Genomic DNA, 19,309 nt, shown 5'->3' on the forward strand with positions numbered 1-19,309 from the left:
GCACGACCGAATCCGCGGGCCTGGTCGCGGCCGGTGTCGGTGACCCCGAGGGCGACCAGGTCGGCGTGTGCGGCGTCGATGTCCGCACCCGCACCGGTGTCGATCAGGCCGACACGCAGCGGTACCGAGCGGCGGACCGCTTCGGCGATGTTCGCGCGGGTCCGGGCATGCGAGCCCGGCCGGCCCGTGACCGTCTCATGGCCGGCTGGGTCGGCCGCGTAGTGTAGCTGGTCGCCAGCCGCACCCCGGGCAGGGTGAAGACCTTCCACAGGGCGGCCGTGACGTGCAGCAGGTTCGTGTAGATCTCCACCTGTAGTCCGGCGGCCAGCGCATGGCCGACCAGGCCGGCCAGGCCGGGGTGCAGCGTCGGTTCCCCTCCGATCAGCTGCACCATCCCCACACCGAGCTCGGCCGCGGCGTCGATCACCGCACGCCAGTCGGCCGCACTCATCGTCCCGTGGTCCCCGAGCGGCGACGAGTCCGCGTAGCAGTGGCCGCATGCGAGCTGGCACCGGCCGGTGATCTCCAGCCATAAGAACGTCGGGGCCTCAGCAACAACAGTCATGATCGTGCTCCCTCGCGTTGAGGTTTACCTCCGGGCGGCTACCCGGCGGCGCGATCAGAGGTCGTCGTACTCGCCGCGTTTCACCGCGGCGACGAGATCGGCCCACGCCTGCGGCGTGATCCTTATCGGGGGGCCGAGGGACGAGCGGATCAGGACCCGGTGCTCCCCGCGGGCTACCTCGACCACGTCGACCGCGTTCCGGTTCATCCGTGACGGGCGGCGCCACGGCGATGTCACGTCGGCCGGGGCCAAGCTGGACGGCTGCACGGGACGGGTCCTCTCATGGTGGGGCCCGCCTGCCGCGGCGGAGCGGGTCGGCGCCGGGGCAGACGGGGAACGTGGGGCCTCCCACCCGCAGGCCGGAATCCGGGACGCCTGTATCCGACAGGCGCCCCACCTCGGGTGGAAGGGCCGTGCGGGAGGAGACCGCCAGGTTTGTGGACGACGAGGCGGCCCCTCGTCTCAGGGGCCGGGCAGTCCGGCGGGGATCGCCGGCCGGGACGGCACCGACACCCAGCGCAGAATGTCCGGGTGTCGCGCGGCGTAGTCGTCGGCCGCGTCCAGCGAGGGGAAGCCGAGGACAGTCCCTACCGGGTCGTCGTCGTGGTCGAGGACGACCACCGTCCACAGCCGGTCGCCCTCGGGGTCGACTGGTGCCCGGCGAGCCTCAGCGACCCTGACCCCACGGACGACCCGGGTTCGCAGCGGCCCGTCCGGGTCAGCCACCGCAGCATCCCACACGGCCTGCGGTGTCCGGGTGGGGAGGGGCGGGAGGGGGCCGCCGCTCGCGTCTGCGGCTGGCCCTCCTCCCGCCCCGGCCACGGGGCCCTGCCCGGCCAGGGAACGCCCCGCGGCGGTGAGGGGCAGGCCAAGGCGGACCCGGTGGCAGGCGGAGGGCATCCGGCCGGCGGACCCGCCTGGCGCCCGCATGGGGGAAGTCACGATGCGCTCCTCTGCTGGTCCGGGAAGGTGGCCGGCGCGTGTCCCTCCGCGCACGACCCATCACACAGCGCGTGACACCTCGATGGGAGGGTGAGATCTTCTGTCCCATGGGTGGGAAAAAATGTCTCACCCATGGCGCACCGACGGCCGAGGGGAAACGTCGTGCACGCTGATGGGGTCGAGGCACTGAAGGCGCAGTTGGCCGAACGGTTCTGCCAGCTCCAGGCCGAGAAGGGCCTTACAGGCACTGAGCTGGAGAAACGCACCACCCACAACCGGAAGAACGCCTCCGCCATCCGCAACCGCGGCCGGCTCCCGACCCGCGACATCCTCCAGGCGTACGACCAGGTGTTCGGCACCCGCAGCGAGCTAACCGACCTCGGTGAACGAATCCGCGCGGCGCAGAAGGCGGTACGGCTGACCGAGTTGACCGCCGCGGCGGGGGTAGATATCCCCGAGCCGCAGGCCGCAGAGTCGGAAGGGGAGGTGAGGGGGACGGACAGGCGAACGTTCTTCGAGCTCACCGCGGCCCTTGCAGCCGACACCTATCGGCGGCGCGCGCGGCTCGGTCCTGATGCGCTGACCCTCGCCAGCCTTGATGGGGCGGTGGACCGTCACGCAGCCGCCTTCACGAGCACGCCTCACGACGCGCTCGCGCCCGAGGTGTTCAGGACCTGGCAGTCTGCGGAGAAGCACATCGAATCCGGGGTCAAGCCACGCGCACACGCGAAGTTGACCCGTGTGGCTGGGTTGTCCGCTTACATGCTCGCCCGGCTTGCCTTCAACATGGGCGACCAGGACGCATCCCAGCAACTCGTGATCCAAGCCCGGGACCACGCCGAACAGATCGATGACGATGTGCTGACGGCGTCTGTTGCCGCGATGGACTCCACTCTGTGCTTCTACAGGCAGCAGTACGACGAGGCGGCGAAGATCGTCCGTAAGGCTGGGGCAGTCGCGGATCACCCCTACACCCGGGCCCGCCTGTTCGCCTACGAGGCCCGCGCCTACGCCGCGTTCGGCGACCCGACGGCCACGCGGGAGGCGCTCGCACGCATGAATGCGGCCGTCATCGAGACACAACCACGGCCGGGGAGTTCCCCGTTCGGCCGAGCGAACGCCGACTGGTTCACCGCCGGGCTGCTCGCCCGGCTGGGTGCTGGTACGGAGGCCGAGCCGCTCGCGCGTCAGGCTGTCGAGGCGTTCGATAGCGGCCGGGCCACAGGCTTCGAGGACCACGGCCATGCCCTTATGGTCCTGGCGACTACTCTGCTTCGCCGTGAGCGTCCGGACCCGGCGGAAGCCGCGATGCTTGGCAGCCGCGCATTGGAGCTGGTAGCGGACCGGCCTACGCACACCGTCGTTACGCGCGCCTGCCGCCTCGTCAACGATCTCTCCGGGTACGGCTCGGTGCCGGAGGTGACCTCTTTCCGGGAACAGCTCACTACCGCCCCGCGTCCCGCTTTGATGGGCTGATGACGTTGGAACTGGCCGAGCCCACGCCCCAGGTCTACGTGCCGACCGTGACAACCCGCCGGCTGAGCCTCAGCGGCTGGACAGCCGTGGACATCCCGGCGTACACGGCGATGGCAGCCCACCCGGATATGAGCGCGTACACCGGTTCACCGGCAGACGAGGGCGCGGTCTGGCGAATGTTCGCTTTCCAGGTGGGGCACTGGGCGTTGCAGGGGTTCGGGATGTGGCTCGCGCATGACCGGACGACCGGCGAGTTCGTGGGCCGGGTGGGGCTGTACGAGGAGTACGGCTGGCCCGGCACCGAGGTGGCCTGGACCATCCGCCGGGAACGGTGGGGCGAGGGCCTCGCTACCGAAGGCGGCGCTGCGGCCCTGGAGTATGCCTTCGAGGTGTTGGCCCGGGAGCGGCTGATCAGCATCATCCACCCGGAGAACGCGGCCTCGATCCGTGTCGCGGAGAAGCTCGGCCTCGCTCTGGCCGAAGGTCCGGTAGACCGGGGCGGGAGACCCCGGAACATCTACGCGATCACCCGCCACGACTGGGCCGCTCGCCGGCAGGCCAGCGCCCCCGCCGACACAGGCTGAGCGGCCGAACCGGGAGGCCGCATGTGATCGTATGGATGGCCATAAGATCGCTCAGAACACCCGCGGTCGGCCCGCCTTCCCTCGCTGCGAAAGAAGTGCGAAGGAACTGCGAAAGAACCCCCGGGTGGCCGATGTTGACCTTCGCGGAGCCGGGAAGGTCAACATCCACGGTCGGCGCACACAGACCGGAYCGCCTCCGTGGCCTGGCGGAGCGTGTCGAACAGGCTTTACGCGGCCGGGTCCTCCGCCTCGCCGCGGCCGCCAGCCCGAAGCCGCACTTCGAGGTGCATCCGGACGGCGCTGTACCGACGGTCCCCCTCCGGGGACGACACCCTGATCACATCCATGACCTCGGCGAGCACGGTCGCTGCCTTCGAGCCGAATCTTCATGCTGCCCATTCTCCGTGCGTGGTGTGCCGGCCCGGCCTCCCGGGGTCGCTGGCCCGTCCCGAACGGGACGGCAYGGGCCCGGCGGCCCTTCGCCACGATGTGGATCACGTCCTGGGTGAAGTCGACGTCTTCGACGGTGAGGTTCGCGATCTCGGCGCGACGCGCACCGGTGTCCATGAACAGGCGGATGATCGCCTCGTCGCGGCGGGACACCAGGTCCCGGCAGGCACAGCCGGCGAGCAAAGTCCGGATCTGATCGTCGGTGAGAACGGGCACCGGCTGTTCGGGGACGACGGGCGGGCGCATCCGGTCGAGCGGCGACCGGTCGAGATCCTCTTCCTCGGCGAGCCACTGGCCGAACTGCTGCAACGCCCGGAAGACGAGGGACACGGTTGCCGGGGCGTGGGTGGCCGCGTAGTCCGCCAGGAAGGCTTCGACGTGGGAGCGTTCCAACTCGGCCGGGTCGGCCGGGCCGCCGTTCGCGGCGAGGTGGCGGCCAAGCGCGCCGCGCTCACCCGTCTCGACGATCATCTGATCGGCGGCTGAGATGCCCCACTCCCCCCGACGGCGGCCCGGCAGGCGTGCTACACCGGGTTGCTACAAACGGTCGGATTTCCCGGCCCCAGAGGCGCCAGAGGCGCCCCGTCGGGGGGTTCGGGGGGTCGTCCCCCGACTAGCATCGCGGCTGCTGGCGCAGTTGATCGCAGATCAACAAGCATGCGGAACCAGCCCGTGGGCGCGGCAGGGATCGAACCTGCGACCACTCGCTTGTAAGGCGAGCGCTCTCCCGCTGAGCTACGCGCCCGGGAGATGACGAGGCCGACTAAGACTACGCAGCGGCGAGCCCCGGCGGGAGCCGGCCCTCCACGACYCCCCAGACGCAGGCCGGCTCCCGCAAGGACGATCTTAGAGGATGGCGAGCGCCTTGAGGTACTCGGCCTGGTCCCGCGCGTCGGGGATGTTGTTGACGACCTTCCAGCGGACAACACCCTCCTTGTCGATGACGAAGGTGCCCCGCAGGGAGATGCCCCGCTCCGCGTTGAAGACGCCGTACGCGCTCGCGACGGCGCCGTGCGGCCAGAAGTCGGCGAGCAGCGGGAACTCGTAGCCCTGCTGGTCGGCCCAGACCTTGTGGGCGAACGGCGAGTCGACCGACACGGCCAGCACCTGGACGTCGTCGTTCTGGAACGAAGCGAGATCGTCCCGCACGGAGCACAGCTCGCCCTGGCAGACGCCGGTGAAGGTCAACGGGTAGAACAACAGGACCACGTTGCGCTTACCCTGGAACTCGGACAGCGTGACAACCTCGTTGTTCTGGTCCTTCAGCGAGAAGTCCGGGGCGACGGAGCCAACCTCGACGGCCATGGGCTCTTCCTCTCCACAACGGTGGGGAACTGATCAGGGACCGGTGACCACAACGGGTGATCACTACRGCGGCGGGCCCCGCGCCAGATCCGGCGAAGGTACTCACCGATCGGCATGGATGTCCCGATCCAGCATGCCATTGCCGGCTACCTCGAAGCTGGCCACCCATCCGCGGCGTGCCCTACACGACCTTCCGGATCTCCGCCGTACCGCCTGGAACCGCACCCGACCTGGACGTTCACACGCATGCTCGACAATCAGATCACGGCGATCGGATCGGGACGAAGGGTGTCCTTCCCGGTCCGGTGACCCCGATGCGGCGGGTGCGCGGGTTTTCGAGGCCAGAGTGCCCTAGTCTGGCCGATCGACGCGGGAGCCGCACCCGCCGGACATGCGTGGGGGCATGGTGCCGTGYCCCGCGGCCACCACTGGTATGGACACCGATGAGGACAGGGCCACGTTGACCAATCAGAGTTCCACCCCGCACGGATACCCCGCCCGGGAACCCCACCCGATCGACGGGCCGGGCACATCCACCGGCGGATTTCCGATCTATGCGTTTCGTGAGTCTCTGACCGGCCACGAACCGCAGCAAGGCTACCCCGCCACCCCCGACTACGGGACACCGGGTCTGGCCGGACCACCTGGTTCCCCCGACACGTTCCAGGGGTCCGGCCTACTCGGGAGGAGGCGTAACCCCTTCGCGGTGTGGCTGGGTCTTCCTCTGATCACCCTGGGTGTCTACCCGTTCGTCTGGATCTACCGGACGAACAAGGAACTCGCCGAGTATGACCGGCGCATCGAGGTGAACCCGACGCTGTCGCTGCTGGCCTTCCTGATCGGCTGGGTAATCATCGTCCCGCCGTTCGTCGCGGCTTGGCGGCTCGGCACCCGCGTCCGCGACGCCCAGCGTGCGGCCGGGGTAGCCGAGACGAATCCGGTCCTGGCCTTCGCTCTCTTCCTCATCGGCGGCGGCGCGCTGGTCCTGCAGTTCGGAATCAACCGCATCTGGGACCGCTACCCCGGGGCGGTCGAGGGCCAGCAGGTGCCGCTCTACCGGTGACCGCCCTACCGGTGACCGCCCGCCGCCCGGCCCACCTGGAGCGCCGCCCACGGCGGCGAGAGACGCCCACGGCGGCGAGAGACGCCCACGGCGGCGAGAGACGCCCACGGCGGCGAGAGACGCCCACGGCGGCGAGAGACGCCCATACACCCCGCGTACGTCCCGGAGGCACGCGAGCACGGCGGTGCGCGCCTGCCTCGACCCGGACCCCGAAACCGGGGGAACCGGCCCGAACCGACCAGGCCCGGCCGAACCGACCAGGCCCGGCCGGGCCCGGACCGGCCAGGCCCAGCTGGGCCGGACCGGGCACCCTGGGTCAGCGGTGACGCACCCGCTGCGACTTCGGCGCCGCCAGCCGCTGGCCGGACCACTCCTGGGCGACGCTCAACGTGCTGGTCTGGACGAGACCCGCGGTGGGCACCGCGTCCAGCACGTCACTCGGCTCGACATGGCCGGCACGCCCGGCCTTGGGCGTCAGCAGCCAGATCACGCCGTCGTCGGACAGCTGCCGCCGTGCGTCGATGAGGGCGTTCGCCAGGTCCCCGTCATCCTCCCGCCACCACAGCAGGACGATGTCGACGACGTCGTCGGAGTCCTCGGGGACAAGCTCGGTCCCGCTGGCGCTCGTGACGGCGTCCAGCAGGTCCTGGGCGATGTCGTCGTCCTCGTTGAGCGACTGCACCTGGGTCCCGGCGGAGACTCCCAGCCGCTCCGCTCGGCGCTGACCCTCGGCGTTCGCCGCGGTCGGACTCACCCTCCACTACCTCCTGCTCGTATGTCGACGCTCCGCGTAGCCGCGAGGGCGTCCCGTCTCGGTGGACGCATCCAATGATGATCCTCATCGATCGGTGCGCCTCGACCTAGTCCACCGGACCTTCCGGTGACTGCGCAAGTGCCACGCCGTCGGTTGTGGACAAGCGACGGCGTGGTCAGCCTGATGTGACTCCCCGCCAGTACCCCGGAGAGAGCGGAATCATCCCGCCAGGAACGACATCCGGACCGTTCGATCGGGGTTGTCCACGTTGAGGTCCACCAGCGCAATGGACTGCCAGACCCCGAGCGCGAGGCGGCCGTCGATCACCGGGACCGTCAACGAGGGCGGGATGATGGCCGGCATCACATGCGAGCGGCCGTGACCGAGCGTTCCATGTGCGTGGCGCCATCTGCCGTCGGCGGGGAGCAGATCCGCGAGCGCCGCGAGCAGGTCGGCATCACTACCGGAGCCCAACTCGAAGATGGCCACGCCGGCCGTGGCATGCGGCACGAAGACCGACAGCAACCCATCACCGGAACCGGCAAGGAACCGCCGCGCATCGGGTGTGAGGTCCACCACACTTTCTCGCCGGCCGGTGCGCACGGACAGCGTCGTCGTCTTCATCCGGGCCTCCATCAGGGTGATTGTCCACCACGGCGGGGCCCGGCATCGGCCGCACTACGGACGACATGCCAACAACGCACCGCACATCGCCCAGGTCCCGACCCGGAAGTAACAAGACGTACGTGACGAGGCAGCTGCGATAGAGCACGATGGTCCATGACAGGCCCGTTCTCCGGGTGACCCCCCTCTCGGCCACCGAGGGTCGGCCATCACCCAGAGCACAGGCGTCGTATGGGATGAGCGAGCGGCCGGGATGCGGCGGCGCATTGATCATGCATGTTTCCACCCCGGTACGTTGCGAAAGTGACCACTGGGCCGACGGTCATACGATCAGGACCYTTTCGCATGGTCGTGACGGCCCCGGGAAGCTCGAGGAGCAGGAGAAGGCGTGGCGCAGGACACACCCCGGAAGTTCTCGGTCATCACCGATGGGCTACCGAGTCAGCTGCCGGATATCGATCCCTCCGAGACCAGCGAGTGGCTGGAGTCGCTCGACGCCGTCATCGAGGAGTCCGGCCGCGGCCGGGCCCGCTTCCTCATGTTGAAGCTCCTCGAACGGGCCCGGGAGAAGGCGGTCGGTGTTCCCGGTCTCACCAGCACCGACTACATCAACACCATCAGCCCGGAGCGGGAGCCCTGGTTCCCCGGCAACGAGCACATCGAACGCCGCATCCGGGCCTATATCCGGTGGAACGCGGCCATCATGGTGAGCCGCGCCAACCGCCCCGCGTTCAATGTCGGCGGTCACATCGCGACCTACGCCTCAAGCGCGAGCCTCTACGAGGTGGGCTTCAACCATTTCTTCCGCGGCAAGGACCATCTCAGTTCCTCGCCGGGAAGTGCCTCGGGTGACCAGATCTTTATTCAGGGTCACGCGTCCCCGGGCATCTACGCCCGCGCCTTCCTGGAAGGCCGGCTGACGGAGAAGCAGCTCGACGCCTTCCGGCGCGAGGGCGAGTCGGGCGGCCTGTCGTCCTACCCTCACCCTCGGCTCATGCCTGATTTCTGGGAGTTCCCCACGGTTTCGATGGGACTCGGGCCGATCGGCGCCATCTACCAGGCCCGGTTCAACCGCTACCTGCTCAACCGCCAGATCAAGGACACCTCGGGCAGCCGGGTGTGGGCGTTCCTCGGCGACGGCGAGATGGACGAGCCGGAGTCAATCGGCGCGCTGGGCGTGGCCGCCCGCGAGGAGCTCGACAACCTCATCTTCGTGGTCAACTGCAACCTGCAGCGCCTCGACGGCCCGGTCCGCGGCAACGGCAAGATCATGCAGGAGCTGGAGTCGCTGTTCCGGGGCGCCGGCTGGAACGTCATCAAGGTGGTCTGGGGCCGCGACTGGGACCCGCTGCTGGCCAAGGACACCGACGGCGTGCTGGTAAACCGCATGAACACCACGCCGGACGGGCAGTTCCAGACCTACTCGACGTCGTCGGGCGAATACATCCGGGAGCACTTCTTCGGCTCGGACGCCCGGCTGCGCCGGATGGTCGCGGACCTCTCCGACGACGATCTGCGCAAGCTCTCCCGCGGTGGCCACGACTACCGCAAGCTCTACGCGGCCTACAAGGCGGCGACCGAGCACGCGGGCCAGCCCACGGTCATCCTCGCGCACACCATCAAGGGCTGGACCCTGGGCAAGGACTTCGAGGCCCGCAACGCCACCCACCAGATGAAGAAGCTGACCAAGAGCGAGCTCAAGGAGTTCCGCGACCGGCTCTATCTGGAGATCCCGGACTCGGCCCTGTCGGGTGACCTGCCGCCCTACTGCCACCCGGGGCCGGACTCTGAGGAAATCGCGTACATGCGGGAACGCCGGGCCGCGCTCGGTGGGTCGATCCCGCGTCGGGTCGTGCGGGCCAAGCCGCTCCCCCAACCGCCAGCGAAGATCTTCGACGAACTCCGGAAGGGCTCCGGCAAACAGCCCGTCGCCACGACGATGGCCTTCGTCCGGCTGCTGAAGGACCTCATGAAGACCAAGGAGATGGGCGCGCGCTTCGTGCCGGTCATCCCCGACGAGGCCCGCACCTTCGGCATGGACGCGATGTTCCCGACGGCGAAGATCTACTCGCCGCACGGGCAGCGCTACGAGGCCGTCGACCGCGAACTGCTGCTGTCCTACCAGGAGTCCGAGACCGGTCAGATGCTGCACGAGGGCATCAGCGAGGCCGGGTCGATGGGCTCGGTGATCGCCGCTGGCACGGCGTACGCCACCCACGCGCAGCACATGATCCCGGTCTACGTCTTCTACTCGATGTTCGGCTTCCAGCGCACCGGCGACCAGATGTGGGCGCTCGGCGACCAGCTCGGCCGCGGGTTCCTGCTCGGGGCGACCGCCGGTCGGACCACTCTCAACGGCGAGGGCCTGCAGCACCAGGACGGCCACTCCCTGCTCCTGGCGTCGACTAACCCGGCCTGCGTGGCCTACGACCCCGCCTTCGCCTTCGAGCTGACACACATCGTCCGGGACGCGCTCGACCGAATGTACGGCGAGCGGGACGACAACGTCTTCTACTACCTCACTGTCTACAACGAGCCGGTGCCGCAGCCTGCCGAGCCCGCGGGTCTCGACCCGGCGCAGATCATCTCCGGGATGTACCGGTTCCGCTCGGCTGAGGACCTGGCCGGCGGGCTTCCGGCGGCGGGGGCCGGCGTGGGCTCCCCGCCGCGGGCGCAACTGCTGGCCAGCGGGACTTCCATCCACTGGGCGCTGGCGGCGCAGGAGATCCTTGCCGCCGACTTCGGGGTCGCCGCCGACCTGTGGTCGGTGACCTCGTGGAACGAGCTTCGGCGAGATGCGCTCGACTGCGACCGCGCCAACCTGCTCAACCCCGAGGCCGACGACGCCGTGCCGTACGTGACCCGTGCCCTCGAAGGGGCCGCCGGCCCGGTCGTGGCGGTCTCCGACTGGATGCGCGCGGTGCCCGACCAGATCTCCCGGTGGGTTCCGCAGCCGTTCACCTCGCTGGGCACCGACGGGTACGGCCGTTCCGACACTCGGGCCGCCCTGCGCCGGCACTTCAAGGTCGACGCCGAGTCGATCGTCGTCGCGACCCTGGAAGCCCTCGTCCGGGCCGGTGAGGTCAAGGCCACCACGGTCGGGGACGCGATCAGGCGATTCGGGTTGCGTGCCGACAAGGCCGGCCTGGACGGGCCCGAGGCGATCGTGGCCGGCATCAGGATCGTGGCCGGCGCCGAGCAGGACGAGCGGCCGATCTCGGGCTGACCGACCCACTCAGGCCCCGGACCACTCAGGTCCCGGATTGCCCAGGCCTTCGGGCCATCCGGGACCTCCCCGGCGCCGACGGAGCCACCTGCGGGCTCCCCGGCGCCGGGGCCCGAGGTCACGGTGCCGGACCGGACCCCCGCGTGGCCCACCCGGCGCGGAGCCCGGGTGGCTGGGTCCGGAAGGTGGGGCCCGGAAGGTGGGGCCCGCGCGATGGAGCCCACCACACCGCACCCGCCGGACCGGATCCCACGGCACCGGAGCCGCCGGGCCGTCCGGCCCCACCGCGCCCGCATCACCGCCTCCAGACCGACCCATCCGGCCCACCGCGTTCGGGCCATCGCCTCCAGGCCCGCCCATCCGGCCCATCCGGCCCACCGCATTCGGATCGGTACCTCCGGGCCACCCCGGCCGGGCAGCGGGCCGCGCACCGAACCCCTTGGCGTCCGATCTCGGCCCCGCGACCTCGGGTTTCATTCTCCGGGCCCACCGCGTTGCCCCCCTGCATCCAGGCGCGCCCGGTTCCGGCGGGCCCGGCCCGGACCCCCCGGAGGAGTTACCCAGCGCATCGGCACTGTCCGTGATGAACTCCACCGCGCTCGGCTTCATCGGGGTCCACCGCCGTCCCCGATTCGGTTACGCCCCGGGTCTTTCGCGGTACCCCATGTTCCACTTGATGACGCGTTGAGTTCCGCATCGCCGCCGCGGACACTAGTCTCTCGAGGGTGATGTCCAAAGGTTGGTCACGCGGCGTTACCAGCTGTGAAACCGCCGGCGGCGAAGCCCTCCGGCACGTACTCCCGGCCCCCGTCGGTGTCGGAGAGCAACGGAAACCCGCCTGCCGATCATCGCACGGCCACGTCGCGGTCCGGTACGGTCAGGCATCTGTCAGGTCGCTGTCAGGTCAATTGTCAGGTCAATCAGGAGCCGGCCGGCCAGCCGATAACCAGCCGACCGGCCGGCGCGCGGCTGCGGGTCGTGACGAGGCCCGCGCGGCGTCTGCTGCGACGGTCGAGGAGGACGAGGTGAATGGTGTGGCGACGACCACCGCACCCGCGGCGGCATCACCTGAACCGCGGACAGGCGGGAGCGCGGTGAGCCCACGGCGGTCCCAGTGCGGCGTCGCAAGCCGCGTGGACGGGACGGCGGCATGATCCTGCGGGCCCGTCGCATCGAGCGGCTGGAGGAACATCCCAACCTCCGCGGCATTCTCGGCATCCTCGCCCAACTCGTCCACACCACCGACACGGAGCTCGTCTCGCTCGCCGCCGCCTGGCGCAACTCGGGGTACCTCGCCGCTGCCCGGGACAAGGCGCTCTCCCCCGACTCTCCATTGATCGTCGAGGTGCTGGCCGCCTTCGACGCGTTGAGCGCGATCTACGCCGACGACCTCACCGGCGCGGAGTACGTCACCGTCGAACCGACGATCGCCGCCACGGCTCTGCGCGCGATGCGCGACGCGGTCGCCGCCTCCTACTCCCGGCCCATCCTCGGCCGCGCGGAGTACGCGGCACTGATGCGTCCGTGGCGCACGGTCTACCCCCGCGCGCGCTCGCACGAACCCGACCTCGGCCCGGCCGCGGCGGACGTGAAGCGGGTTCTCGCGGCACTCCCGGTCCTCGCCGGGCGCTGCCACGATCCGGACAGCCTCGAGGTCTTCGACGGCCTGCTGGTGTCCGCACTCACCCGCGACGACTCCGCGCATCAGATGGCGATGGACGCCGCCTTCGCGAGCGCCGTGGTGACCGGGCGTCGCCGGGTGTGGACCCTGGTCCGGCGCAGCGCCGCCGAGGGTTTCTGGCGGTTGTGCCCGTACTGCCGCGGCCATCGGGGCACCGATTCGAGCGAGGACCGGCGGGTCATGGAGCTGTGCGCCGACCTGGCCTGCGCGCTGCTCGTCGAGGATCTCCTCGATACCGACCAGTTCACCCGGCTGACCAGCCCGCTGCACACGCTCATCCCGTTGCAGCACCGCCGCGGTCGCTGACGCCGCCGCGGTCCGCCCGGCTGCCGGTCCACCGGCCCGGCTCAGCCGGATGCGCCGGGCCGCCGCAGCCGGTAGACGATCAGTCGGGCTCCGCCCGGAGTGATGACGATGCGTTCCACTCCCTCCGTGACCTCGCCGTCACAGGCGAACGGCAGCGGGCCGGGCTGACGGGATGAGATCGTGACCCGTTCGACCGTGTGTTGTTCGTACACCCGGCTGCGCCCGAGACGGCCGGTCAGCACCGCCCCCACCAGCCGGAGCCGGGCAAGCGACGCCGCGGCGTCGACCACCCGCAGGTCCAGCAGCCCTTCGTCGAGGCGGGTGCGGTAGGTGGGGGCGAACCCGTCGGGCTGGTAGATCCCGTTGCCGACGAAGATCAGCCAGACCCGGCGGTACTCGGAGTCGATCTCGACCTCGAACGGCGTTTCGTGGCGCAGCACCCAGCTCAGCGCGATGAGCATCGCCGGCCACTTGCCGATGCGGCGCTCGAACCGCGCACGGATGGCGACCATGTCCGGGTAACCGCCGAGGCTCGCGGTGTTCACGAAGATGCGGGAGAACCGACTGAACGTCGCGCCGATGCCCTCGGCCCGGCCGATGTCGACGGCGACCGCCGAACCCTCCCGTATCGCCTGCACCGAGTCACCCGCCCCGGCGAGTCCGACGTCCGCGGCGAAGTGGTTGAGCGTGCCCGCGGGGAAGACCGCCAGCGGCACGCCGTGCGCCAGCGCGGTCTGGGCGGCCGCGTTGATGGTGCCGTCGCCGCCGGCGACGCCCAGCACACGGGACCGCGCCGCCGCGGACCTCAGCACGGTTCTTACGTCGCCGCCCGCGTCGACCTCGACGACCCGGGCCCTGGGCAGGTCGGCCCGCAGCACGGCGAGCAGGTCCGTGTGGTTACCCGGACCGGAACGGGCGTTCACCACCACGGTAAGGCCGTCGCCGTCGGGCAGGGCGGGCGCCCACGCCGACGCGGGGCTGGCCCGGGCGGGGGCCCACGGCCGACGCGGCATCACCTTCGTCGTCGCCAGGCCCGCCCCTATCCCCAGCAGCACGCCGGCGGCCACGTCCCCGGGATAGTGCACCCCGACGTACACCCGGGAGAACGCCACCGCGGCGGCGAGCACAGCCACCGGCACCGCCGCGCCGGGTGCGTCCAACGCGACTCCGGTGGCGAAGGCGGCTGCCGACGCCGCGTGCCCAGAGGGGAACGAGAACGTCGTGAGATCCTCGCGAAGCCGCCGCAGCGGGGGAATCGTGTGAGTCGGTGGGCGGTCCCGGCGGAACACCACCTTCATCGGCCCGTTGGCGAGAACGCTCGCGACTCCCAGGGCGAGCAGGCCACGGACGGCCGCCGGGCGACGGCGTCCCTTCGTCGCACCGAGCGCCCCGGCCACCCCCCACCAGAGCAGACCATGATCGGCAGCGTGGGACAGCCGCGGCAGCGCCGGGTCGAGCAGCGGTCTGYCGCCGGCCAGCGCCGCGAACAGCGACCGGTCCGCACTGGTGAAGGCGTGCAGGAACGTCCGGCCCAGCGCGATGTCACGGCGCATGAGGATCCGGACGCGCCGACCGACCCGGTTCTCCGCGGGCCAGCGGGGAGCGGTCCCGTTTCCCGGCCTCGTCACCGACCTTGACGCCACGCCGGCACCGTACCCGTAAGGGGGACACCCAGATCAACTGGGATGAACTTCACATCCTCCCGAACTCCACGGAAGGAGCGAGCAGAAGGAGCTCGCTGTCAGGCCGCGCCTGTCAGAACGCGACCGTCAGAACGCGACCGGGGCCTGGCTCGCCCATCTCGGAGCCGGCGGCCGTGCCACGCCCCCGGGCCGGGGCAGCGCCCGTCGTGGCTCGACGGTGCGACCTGTCGGCAGGATCTCGCCGGTGTCCTCGAACAGAATCACCCCGTTACACAGCAGGATCCAGCCCTGGTCCCAATGCTGGCTGGCCACCCGGGCAGCGTCGCGATCCGCACTGTCCGCCGTGGGGCAGGGCGGACAGTGCGGGCAACCACGTCGCCGGAGCGCGGCTGTGCGTGAGGCGTCAGCGGGCAGGGGAACTGAGGACGGCTCGGGCGAGGAGGGCTCCGGGTCGTCGGTGGGCACCGGGGACGCCGATGCCGGGTCTGAAACGCGAACAGCTTGCACGAGCACCAGACGTTACGCCTCTCCGTAAGAAGCGTCACACCGAGGCGCGTGTGAAGGGGCCGACGTGTCTGCGACCCTTGACTCGCAAGTCAGCGTGGGCAACGGCCGTGACCAGCGCGGATGCGAAACGCGGCACATCGGGAACCAGCCGGACGGACCACGGGGTGTCTACAGCGAGATACCGGTAACAGGACCGGACCATCGGATCGGTAGGTTACGGGGCGGTGGCCGAGCGGTTCCGCCATCCTGACCGCAACAATGACGTGGGCCGGTTCCGCTGATGCGCCCACCTGCATGAACGGCGCCCGTTGTCCCCGGCGACCGGGCATCGACACGGCAGAGCCACGGACAGGCACCGGTGAACGGCCACGGACCCGGACATGCCCGGCCACAAGGGGGGGTACGGACGATGGACGGTGCCACGGGTGTCGGTACCGGTACCGACGCCTTCGGGGGCATCCCCACCGGCGGGGGTTTCGGCCCGCGTGCCGGCGGACAGCCGGTCGAGGTGTCGGTCGTCATGCCGTGTCTGAACGAGCAGGAGTCGGTCGGCGTCTGTGTGCGCAAGGCCCTTGCGGGACTGGCCACCGCGGGTGCCGCGGGCGAGGTCGTCGTTGTCGACAACGGATCCACGGACCGGTCGGCGGACGTCGCCGCAGCCGCAGGTGCCCGGGTCGTCCGCGAGACCCGGCGCGGCTACGGCAACGCCTACCTGGCCGGGTTCGCCGCCGCCCGAGGCCGGCTGATCGTGATGGGCGACGCCGACGACTCCTACGACTTCTCGGATCTGGGCGTCCTGCTCGCTCCGCTGCGCGCCGGGCGGGCCGACTACGTGCTCGGGTCGCGCTTCGCTGGAGAGATCCTGCCGGGAGCGATGCCCTGGCTGCACCGTTACGTCGGCAACCCTGTGCTCACCGGCATCCTGAACCGGCTGTTCGACGTCCGTTCCTCCGACGCACACTCGGGCATGCGGGCCTTCAGCCGAGAGGCGTACCTGCGTATGCAGCTGCGCTGCGAGGGGATGGAGCTCGCCTCCGAACTGGTGATCGCCGCGGGCCGCGCCGAGCTTCGGATCGAGGAGGTGCCGATCACTTACCATCCGCGGGTCGGGGCCTCCAAGCTGCACTCCCTGCGGGATGGTTGGCGGCACCTGCGGTTCATGCTGCTGCTGGCGCCGAGGCACCTGTTCGTGCTGCCCGGCCTGGTGCTGCTGGCGCTCGGGATCGTGGGCCAGGCGGCGCTGCTGCCCGGCTCGCTCAATCTCGGCTTCCACCGGCTGGACCTGCACTTCTCGATCCTGTTCGCGCTGCTGGCGCTACTCGGCTGGCAACTGGTGCTGCTGGGGGTCTGCGCCGACGTCCACAACCACGCCCTCGGCTGGCAGGAGCGCCGCCGCTGGCCGCTGCCGCTCATCCACCGCCTGTTCACCCTCGAACGCGGGCTTGCGCTCGGCGCGGGCCTGTTCATCGTCGGATTTGTCGTGGACGTGGTCGTCCTCGTCCGCTGGCTGGTCAACAATCTCGGACCGCTCAACGAGATGCGCCCGGCCCTGCTCGCGATGACGCTGATGGTGTTGGGCGCGCAGACCGCCTTCGGATCCTTCTTCCTGCGGCTGCTGACCGCCGGACCCAGCGGGGGGCATCAGCGGGCGTCGGCCCGCGGTACCCGTGCCGGCACGGGTACCGGCACGGGTACCGGCACGGGTACCGGCACGGGTACCGGCACGGGTACCGGCACGGGCCCTGACGCGGGTGCGGGTGCGAGTGCCGGCGCGGGCTCCACCCAGGCCGAGGCGAGCGGTCCACGGGCCGACACGCCCGGCCTCGGCCTGTGCTTCGAGGCGCCGGAACACCCGGCCGAGGTCGTCAGGTTCTGAGAACGGCGGATATTCATCATGGCCGTCCTGGGCAGAATGGTCGTCTCGGGCAGACGCCGCTTTCCACCGCTGCCCGGTGACGCCGCGCCCGTCTCCCTATGCGATCCCGCTGTCTTCGGGGATGACCCCGCCTCCGGGAATGACCCCGCGGATGACCTCGCCGCCCCGGGCCGGGTGCCGTCCGGGGAGCACCCCGGCCCGCTCTACGGCCCGAACGCGCGGCGCCGTGAATCGGGTCCGGCCTCCGCCCAGCCGGCCCGACCCGCCCAGCCGGCCCGACCCGCCCAGCCGGCCCGACCCGCCCAGCCGGTCGCGCGGCATCTGCCCTTCGCGGTTCTCCTGGTCGCCGGGATGATCCTGCGGGTGGTCACCGGGTACGCCTACCGGCCGGCGTTCGAGTTCAGCGGAGACTCCTACGCCTACCTGCGACTTTCCACCCTGCACGCGCCCGACCCGATGCGGCCGGCCGGATACCCGGCCTTCCTGCGCCTGCTGTCGCACACCGGCGACCTGTGGTGGGTGACGGTGGTCCAGCACGTCGCGGGCCTGGCGCTCGGGGTGGGGATCTACGTCCTGCTGGTCCACCGCCGAGTGGCGGCCCCGGTGGCGGCCCTCGCCGCCGCGCCGGTCCTGCTGGACGCCTACCAGCTGGTCCTCGAGCACTACGTGATGGCCGAGACCCTGTTCGCGGTCCTGCTGGTCGCCGCGATGATCGCCCTGACCTGGTCGGCACGACCGTCGGTGTGGGCGTGCGGGCTCGCCGGCCTGTTACTGGGCGGGGCGGGCCTGGTCCGCACCATCGGGGTCGCCATGGGTGTGCTCGCCGTGGGCTACCTGCTTCTTCGTCGCGTCGGATGGCTCCGGCCCGCCGCCTTCGCCGTGATGCTCGCCGTTCCACTCGTCGGATACGCGGGCTGGTTCCACCACGCGCACGGGAAGTACGCGCTCACCGGTGGGGACGCGGTGTGGATGTACGGCCGGGTGGCACCGATCGCCGAATGTGATCGCCTACACCTGAGCACGCGCCAGCTCGTCCTGTGCTCCCCGCATCCGGTGGCGGGGCGGCCCGATCCCAGCTACTACGTCTGGAACGGCAACAGCCCGCACTGGCGGCTCGACATGCCCGACGACAAGCGGGACGCGCTGCTGCGCGACTTCACCCGCCAGGTCATCCGGTATCAGTTCGGTGACTACGCCCGGATGGTCGGCGGGGAGATCGCGCACTACTTCGCCCCGGGCCGACCGGTCGGGCACCGTGACTGGCCGGACGCGACCTGGCGGTTCCCGACCGGTAACGAACCGCGCTACCTGCACAACGGCGAGCCACTGCTCGGCTTCCACGGGGACGCGCCCAGCCGCGTCATCCGCGAGCCGTCCGCCGGTTTCCTGCGGAGCTACCAGCATCTCGTCTTCACGCCCGGTCCGGCCCTGGCCGGGATGGTGATCCTTGCCGTCGTCGCGATCATGATCCCGGGACGGGACCGCCGTGCGCCGCCGGGGAACCGTGGCTCCCGGCGCCGGAGAGGCCTGCGGGACCGGGCCGCCGAAGATCGACGGCTGCGGGCGGACATGGCCCTCCTCGTGGCGGCCGGGGCCGCCACGCTCATCGTCCCGGCCGCGACGGTGTGCTTCGACTACCGCTACCTGCTCCCCGTCCTCGTGCTCTTCCCGCCTGCCGCCGCGCTCGCGACCCGCCGGTTCGTGCTGCTCAATCGATCGCGCCGGGCGCCCGCGGAGGAGCCGGGGATCAACGGCTCCAGCCGAGCCCCAGCCGGGGTGCCTCCATCGCCGGGCAGGTGTCCATGACGACGTCCAGCCCGGCCTCGCCCGCACGCGCCGCGGYAGCCTCGTCCCGCACACCGAGCTGGAGCCAGACCCCCTTCGCGCCGATCTTCACCGCCTCGTCGACGAGCGGGCCGGCCAGCTCCGACCGGACAAACAGGTCGACGACGTCGACGGGAAACGGGATCTCGCTCAACGTCGCGTATCCCTRCTCCCCCGCGACCACGGGTGCCGAAGGATGCACCGGCACGACGTGCTTGCCGTGCCGTCGCAGGTAGTCCGCAATGCTGTAGGCGGTCCGGCGGGTGTCGTTGGACAGCCCCACCACCGCCCAGACCTCGGTGTCGGTGAGCATGCGGCGAATGGTGTCGTCATCTCCGAAGCGCATACCCGCATAACCGCCCATGCCGCCCGGTTCATCCGGACCGCGGAAGGACTTCTCAGTTCCCGGCAACGATTCCCGGCAACGGGGGCGAGAAGCACGAGCCCCGGTGGAGGCGGGCGCATAGGATCTTCACGTGGAGA

General features: G+C 70.6%; 17 protein-coding genes and 1 tRNA gene. 8 read left to right on the forward strand and 10 right to left on the reverse strand.

Annotation, left to right across the window (positions count from 1 at the left end):
- Window positions 1–103: 103 nt before the first annotated feature.
- The 3 genes from KBI5_RS04735 to KBI5_RS25805 form a co-directional block, all read right to left on the reverse strand.
- Window positions 104–565 (reverse strand): radical SAM protein, encoded by a 462-nt coding sequence (locus KBI5_RS04735; RefSeq protein ID WP_011437432.1) that lies wholly within the window; start codon window positions 563–565, stop codon window positions 104–106.
- A gap of 54 nt (window positions 566–619) precedes the next feature.
- Window positions 620–832: a DUF397 domain-containing protein gene (locus tag KBI5_RS04740; protein ID WP_011437433.1), complete on the reverse strand. Its 213-nt coding sequence runs from the start codon at window positions 830–832 to the stop codon at window positions 620–622.
- A gap of 195 nt (window positions 833–1,027) precedes the next feature.
- Window positions 1,028–1,507 (reverse strand): hypothetical protein, encoded by a 480-nt coding sequence (locus tag KBI5_RS25805; RefSeq protein WP_023841280.1) that lies wholly within the window; start codon window positions 1,505–1,507, stop codon window positions 1,028–1,030.
- 162 nt (window positions 1,508–1,669) lie between these two features.
- Here KBI5_RS25805 and KBI5_RS04750 point away from each other — a divergent pair, with 162 nt between their 5' ends.
- The 3 genes from KBI5_RS04750 to KBI5_RS27570 all read left to right on the forward strand — a co-directional run bounded on the left by KBI5_RS04750 (window position 1,670) and on the right by KBI5_RS27570 (window position 4,503).
- Complete coding sequence (locus tag KBI5_RS04750) at window positions 1,670–2,983, forward strand: hypothetical protein (RefSeq protein ID WP_011437435.1); 1,314 nt, start codon at window positions 1,670–1,672, stop codon at window positions 2,981–2,983.
- Window positions 2,983–3,567 (forward strand): GNAT family N-acetyltransferase, encoded by a 585-nt coding sequence (locus tag KBI5_RS04755; protein ID WP_011437436.1) that lies wholly within the window; start codon window positions 2,983–2,985, stop codon window positions 3,565–3,567. The genes KBI5_RS04750 and KBI5_RS04755 overlap by 1 nt, the downstream gene beginning before the upstream one ends.
- Before the next feature lie 345 nt (window positions 3,568–3,912).
- Window positions 3,913–4,503, forward strand: coding sequence for a hypothetical protein (locus tag KBI5_RS27570; RefSeq protein WP_241882656.1), 591 nt, complete (start codon window positions 3,913–3,915; stop codon window positions 4,501–4,503).
- Between the two features lie 187 nt (window positions 4,504–4,690).
- On the opposite strand, the gene KBI5_RS04765 is transcribed toward KBI5_RS27570, so the two are convergent.
- Together KBI5_RS04765 and KBI5_RS04770 are read right to left on the reverse strand one after the other, a co-directional pair.
- Window positions 4,691–4,762: transfer RNA gene (locus KBI5_RS04765), tRNA-Val, on the reverse strand.
- 101 nt (window positions 4,763–4,863) lie between these two features.
- Entirely contained in the window at window positions 4,864–5,322 is a 459-nt protein-coding gene (locus tag KBI5_RS04770; protein WP_011437438.1) for a peroxiredoxin, read from the reverse strand.
- Window positions 5,323–5,782: 460 nt separating this feature from the next.
- Between KBI5_RS04770 and KBI5_RS04780 the strand changes: the two genes are divergently transcribed.
- The gene (locus KBI5_RS04780; protein ID WP_232235024.1) at window positions 5,783–6,385 is read left to right on the forward strand and encodes a DUF4234 domain-containing protein; all 603 of its coding nucleotides are present in this window, start codon (window positions 5,783–5,785) and stop codon (window positions 6,383–6,385) included.
- A gap of 316 nt (window positions 6,386–6,701) precedes the next feature.
- On the opposite strand, the gene KBI5_RS04785 is transcribed toward KBI5_RS04780, so the two are convergent.
- Together KBI5_RS04785 and KBI5_RS04790 are read right to left on the reverse strand one after the other, a co-directional pair.
- Window positions 6,702–7,139 (reverse strand): DUF3052 domain-containing protein, encoded by a 438-nt coding sequence (locus KBI5_RS04785; RefSeq protein WP_011437440.1) that lies wholly within the window; start codon window positions 7,137–7,139, stop codon window positions 6,702–6,704.
- A 219-nt stretch (window positions 7,140–7,358) separates the two neighbouring features.
- Window positions 7,359–7,763 (reverse strand): secondary thiamine-phosphate synthase enzyme YjbQ, encoded by a 405-nt coding sequence (locus KBI5_RS04790; protein ID WP_011437441.1) that lies wholly within the window; start codon window positions 7,761–7,763, stop codon window positions 7,359–7,361.
- Window positions 7,764–8,151: 388 nt separating this feature from the next.
- Between KBI5_RS04790 and aceE the strand changes: the two genes are divergently transcribed.
- Window positions 8,152–10,989 carry a pyruvate dehydrogenase (acetyl-transferring), homodimeric type gene (gene aceE / locus KBI5_RS04795; RefSeq protein WP_011437442.1) on the forward strand — a complete coding sequence of 946 codons (2,838 nt, stop codon included), beginning with the start codon at window positions 8,152–8,154 and terminating at the stop codon, window positions 10,987–10,989.
- A gap of 1,150 nt (window positions 10,990–12,139) precedes the next feature.
- Window positions 12,140–12,976: a hypothetical protein gene (locus tag KBI5_RS04800; RefSeq protein WP_011437443.1), complete on the forward strand. Its 837-nt coding sequence runs from the start codon at window positions 12,140–12,142 to the stop codon at window positions 12,974–12,976.
- A 41-nt stretch (window positions 12,977–13,017) separates the two neighbouring features.
- On the opposite strand, the gene KBI5_RS04805 is transcribed toward KBI5_RS04800, so the two are convergent.
- Both KBI5_RS04805 and KBI5_RS28355 read right to left on the reverse strand, forming a co-directional pair.
- Window positions 13,018–14,529, reverse strand: coding sequence for a bifunctional phosphatase PAP2/diacylglycerol kinase family protein (locus KBI5_RS04805; RefSeq protein ID WP_241882659.1), 1,512 nt, complete (start codon window positions 14,527–14,529; stop codon window positions 13,018–13,020).
- A 216-nt stretch (window positions 14,530–14,745) separates the two neighbouring features.
- Window positions 14,746–15,132: a DUF5999 family protein gene (locus KBI5_RS28355; protein WP_011437445.1), complete on the reverse strand. Its 387-nt coding sequence runs from the start codon at window positions 15,130–15,132 to the stop codon at window positions 14,746–14,748.
- 403 nt (window positions 15,133–15,535) lie between these two features.
- Between KBI5_RS28355 and KBI5_RS04815 the strand changes: the two genes are divergently transcribed.
- The gene (locus KBI5_RS04815; protein WP_085014424.1) at window positions 15,536–17,002 is read left to right on the forward strand and encodes a glycosyltransferase family 2 protein; all 1,467 of its coding nucleotides are present in this window, start codon (window positions 15,536–15,538) and stop codon (window positions 17,000–17,002) included.
- 18 nt (window positions 17,003–17,020) lie between these two features.
- Window positions 17,021–18,808, forward strand: a complete 1,788-nt coding sequence (locus tag KBI5_RS04820) for a hypothetical protein (protein WP_085014425.1) — start codon at window positions 17,021–17,023, stop codon at window positions 18,806–18,808.
- On the opposite strand, the gene KBI5_RS04825 is transcribed toward KBI5_RS04820, so the two are convergent.
- Window positions 18,750–19,190, reverse strand: a complete 441-nt coding sequence (locus KBI5_RS04825) for a CoA-binding protein (protein WP_116289839.1) — start codon at window positions 19,188–19,190, stop codon at window positions 18,750–18,752. The two genes, KBI5_RS04820 and KBI5_RS04825, sit on opposite strands and share 59 nt — an antisense overlap.
- Between the last annotated feature and the right edge of the window lie 119 nt (window positions 19,191–19,309).

This window comes from Frankia sp. KB5, assembly GCF_002099325.1.
Taxonomy (GTDB): Bacteria; Actinomycetota; Actinomycetes; order Frankiales; family Frankiaceae; genus Frankia; species Frankia casuarinae.

Excerpts from the sequence above, each read along its gene's own strand:
- KBI5_RS04735 (WP_011437432.1), bottom strand. The coding sequence starts at position 565 with ATGACTGTTGTTGCTGAGGCCCCGACGTTCTTATGGCTGGAGATCACC.
- KBI5_RS04755 (WP_011437436.1), top strand. The coding sequence starts at position 2,983 with ATGACGTTGGAACTGGCCGAGCCCACGCCCCAGGTCTACGTGCCGACC.
- KBI5_RS04770 (WP_011437438.1), bottom strand. The coding sequence starts at position 5,322 with ATGGCCGTCGAGGTTGGCTCCGTCGCCCCGGACTTCTCGCTGAAGGAC.
- KBI5_RS04790 (WP_011437441.1), bottom strand. The coding sequence starts at position 7,763 with ATGAAGACGACGACGCTGTCCGTGCGCACCGGCCGGCGAGAAAGTGTG.
- KBI5_RS04800 (WP_011437443.1), top strand. The coding sequence starts at position 12,140 with ATGATCCTGCGGGCCCGTCGCATCGAGCGGCTGGAGGAACATCCCAAC.
- KBI5_RS04815 (WP_085014424.1), top strand. The coding sequence starts at position 15,536 with ATGGACGGTGCCACGGGTGTCGGTACCGGTACCGACGCCTTCGGGGGC.
- KBI5_RS04820 (WP_085014425.1), top strand. The coding sequence starts at position 17,021 with ATGGCCGTCCTGGGCAGAATGGTCGTCTCGGGCAGACGCCGCTTTCCA.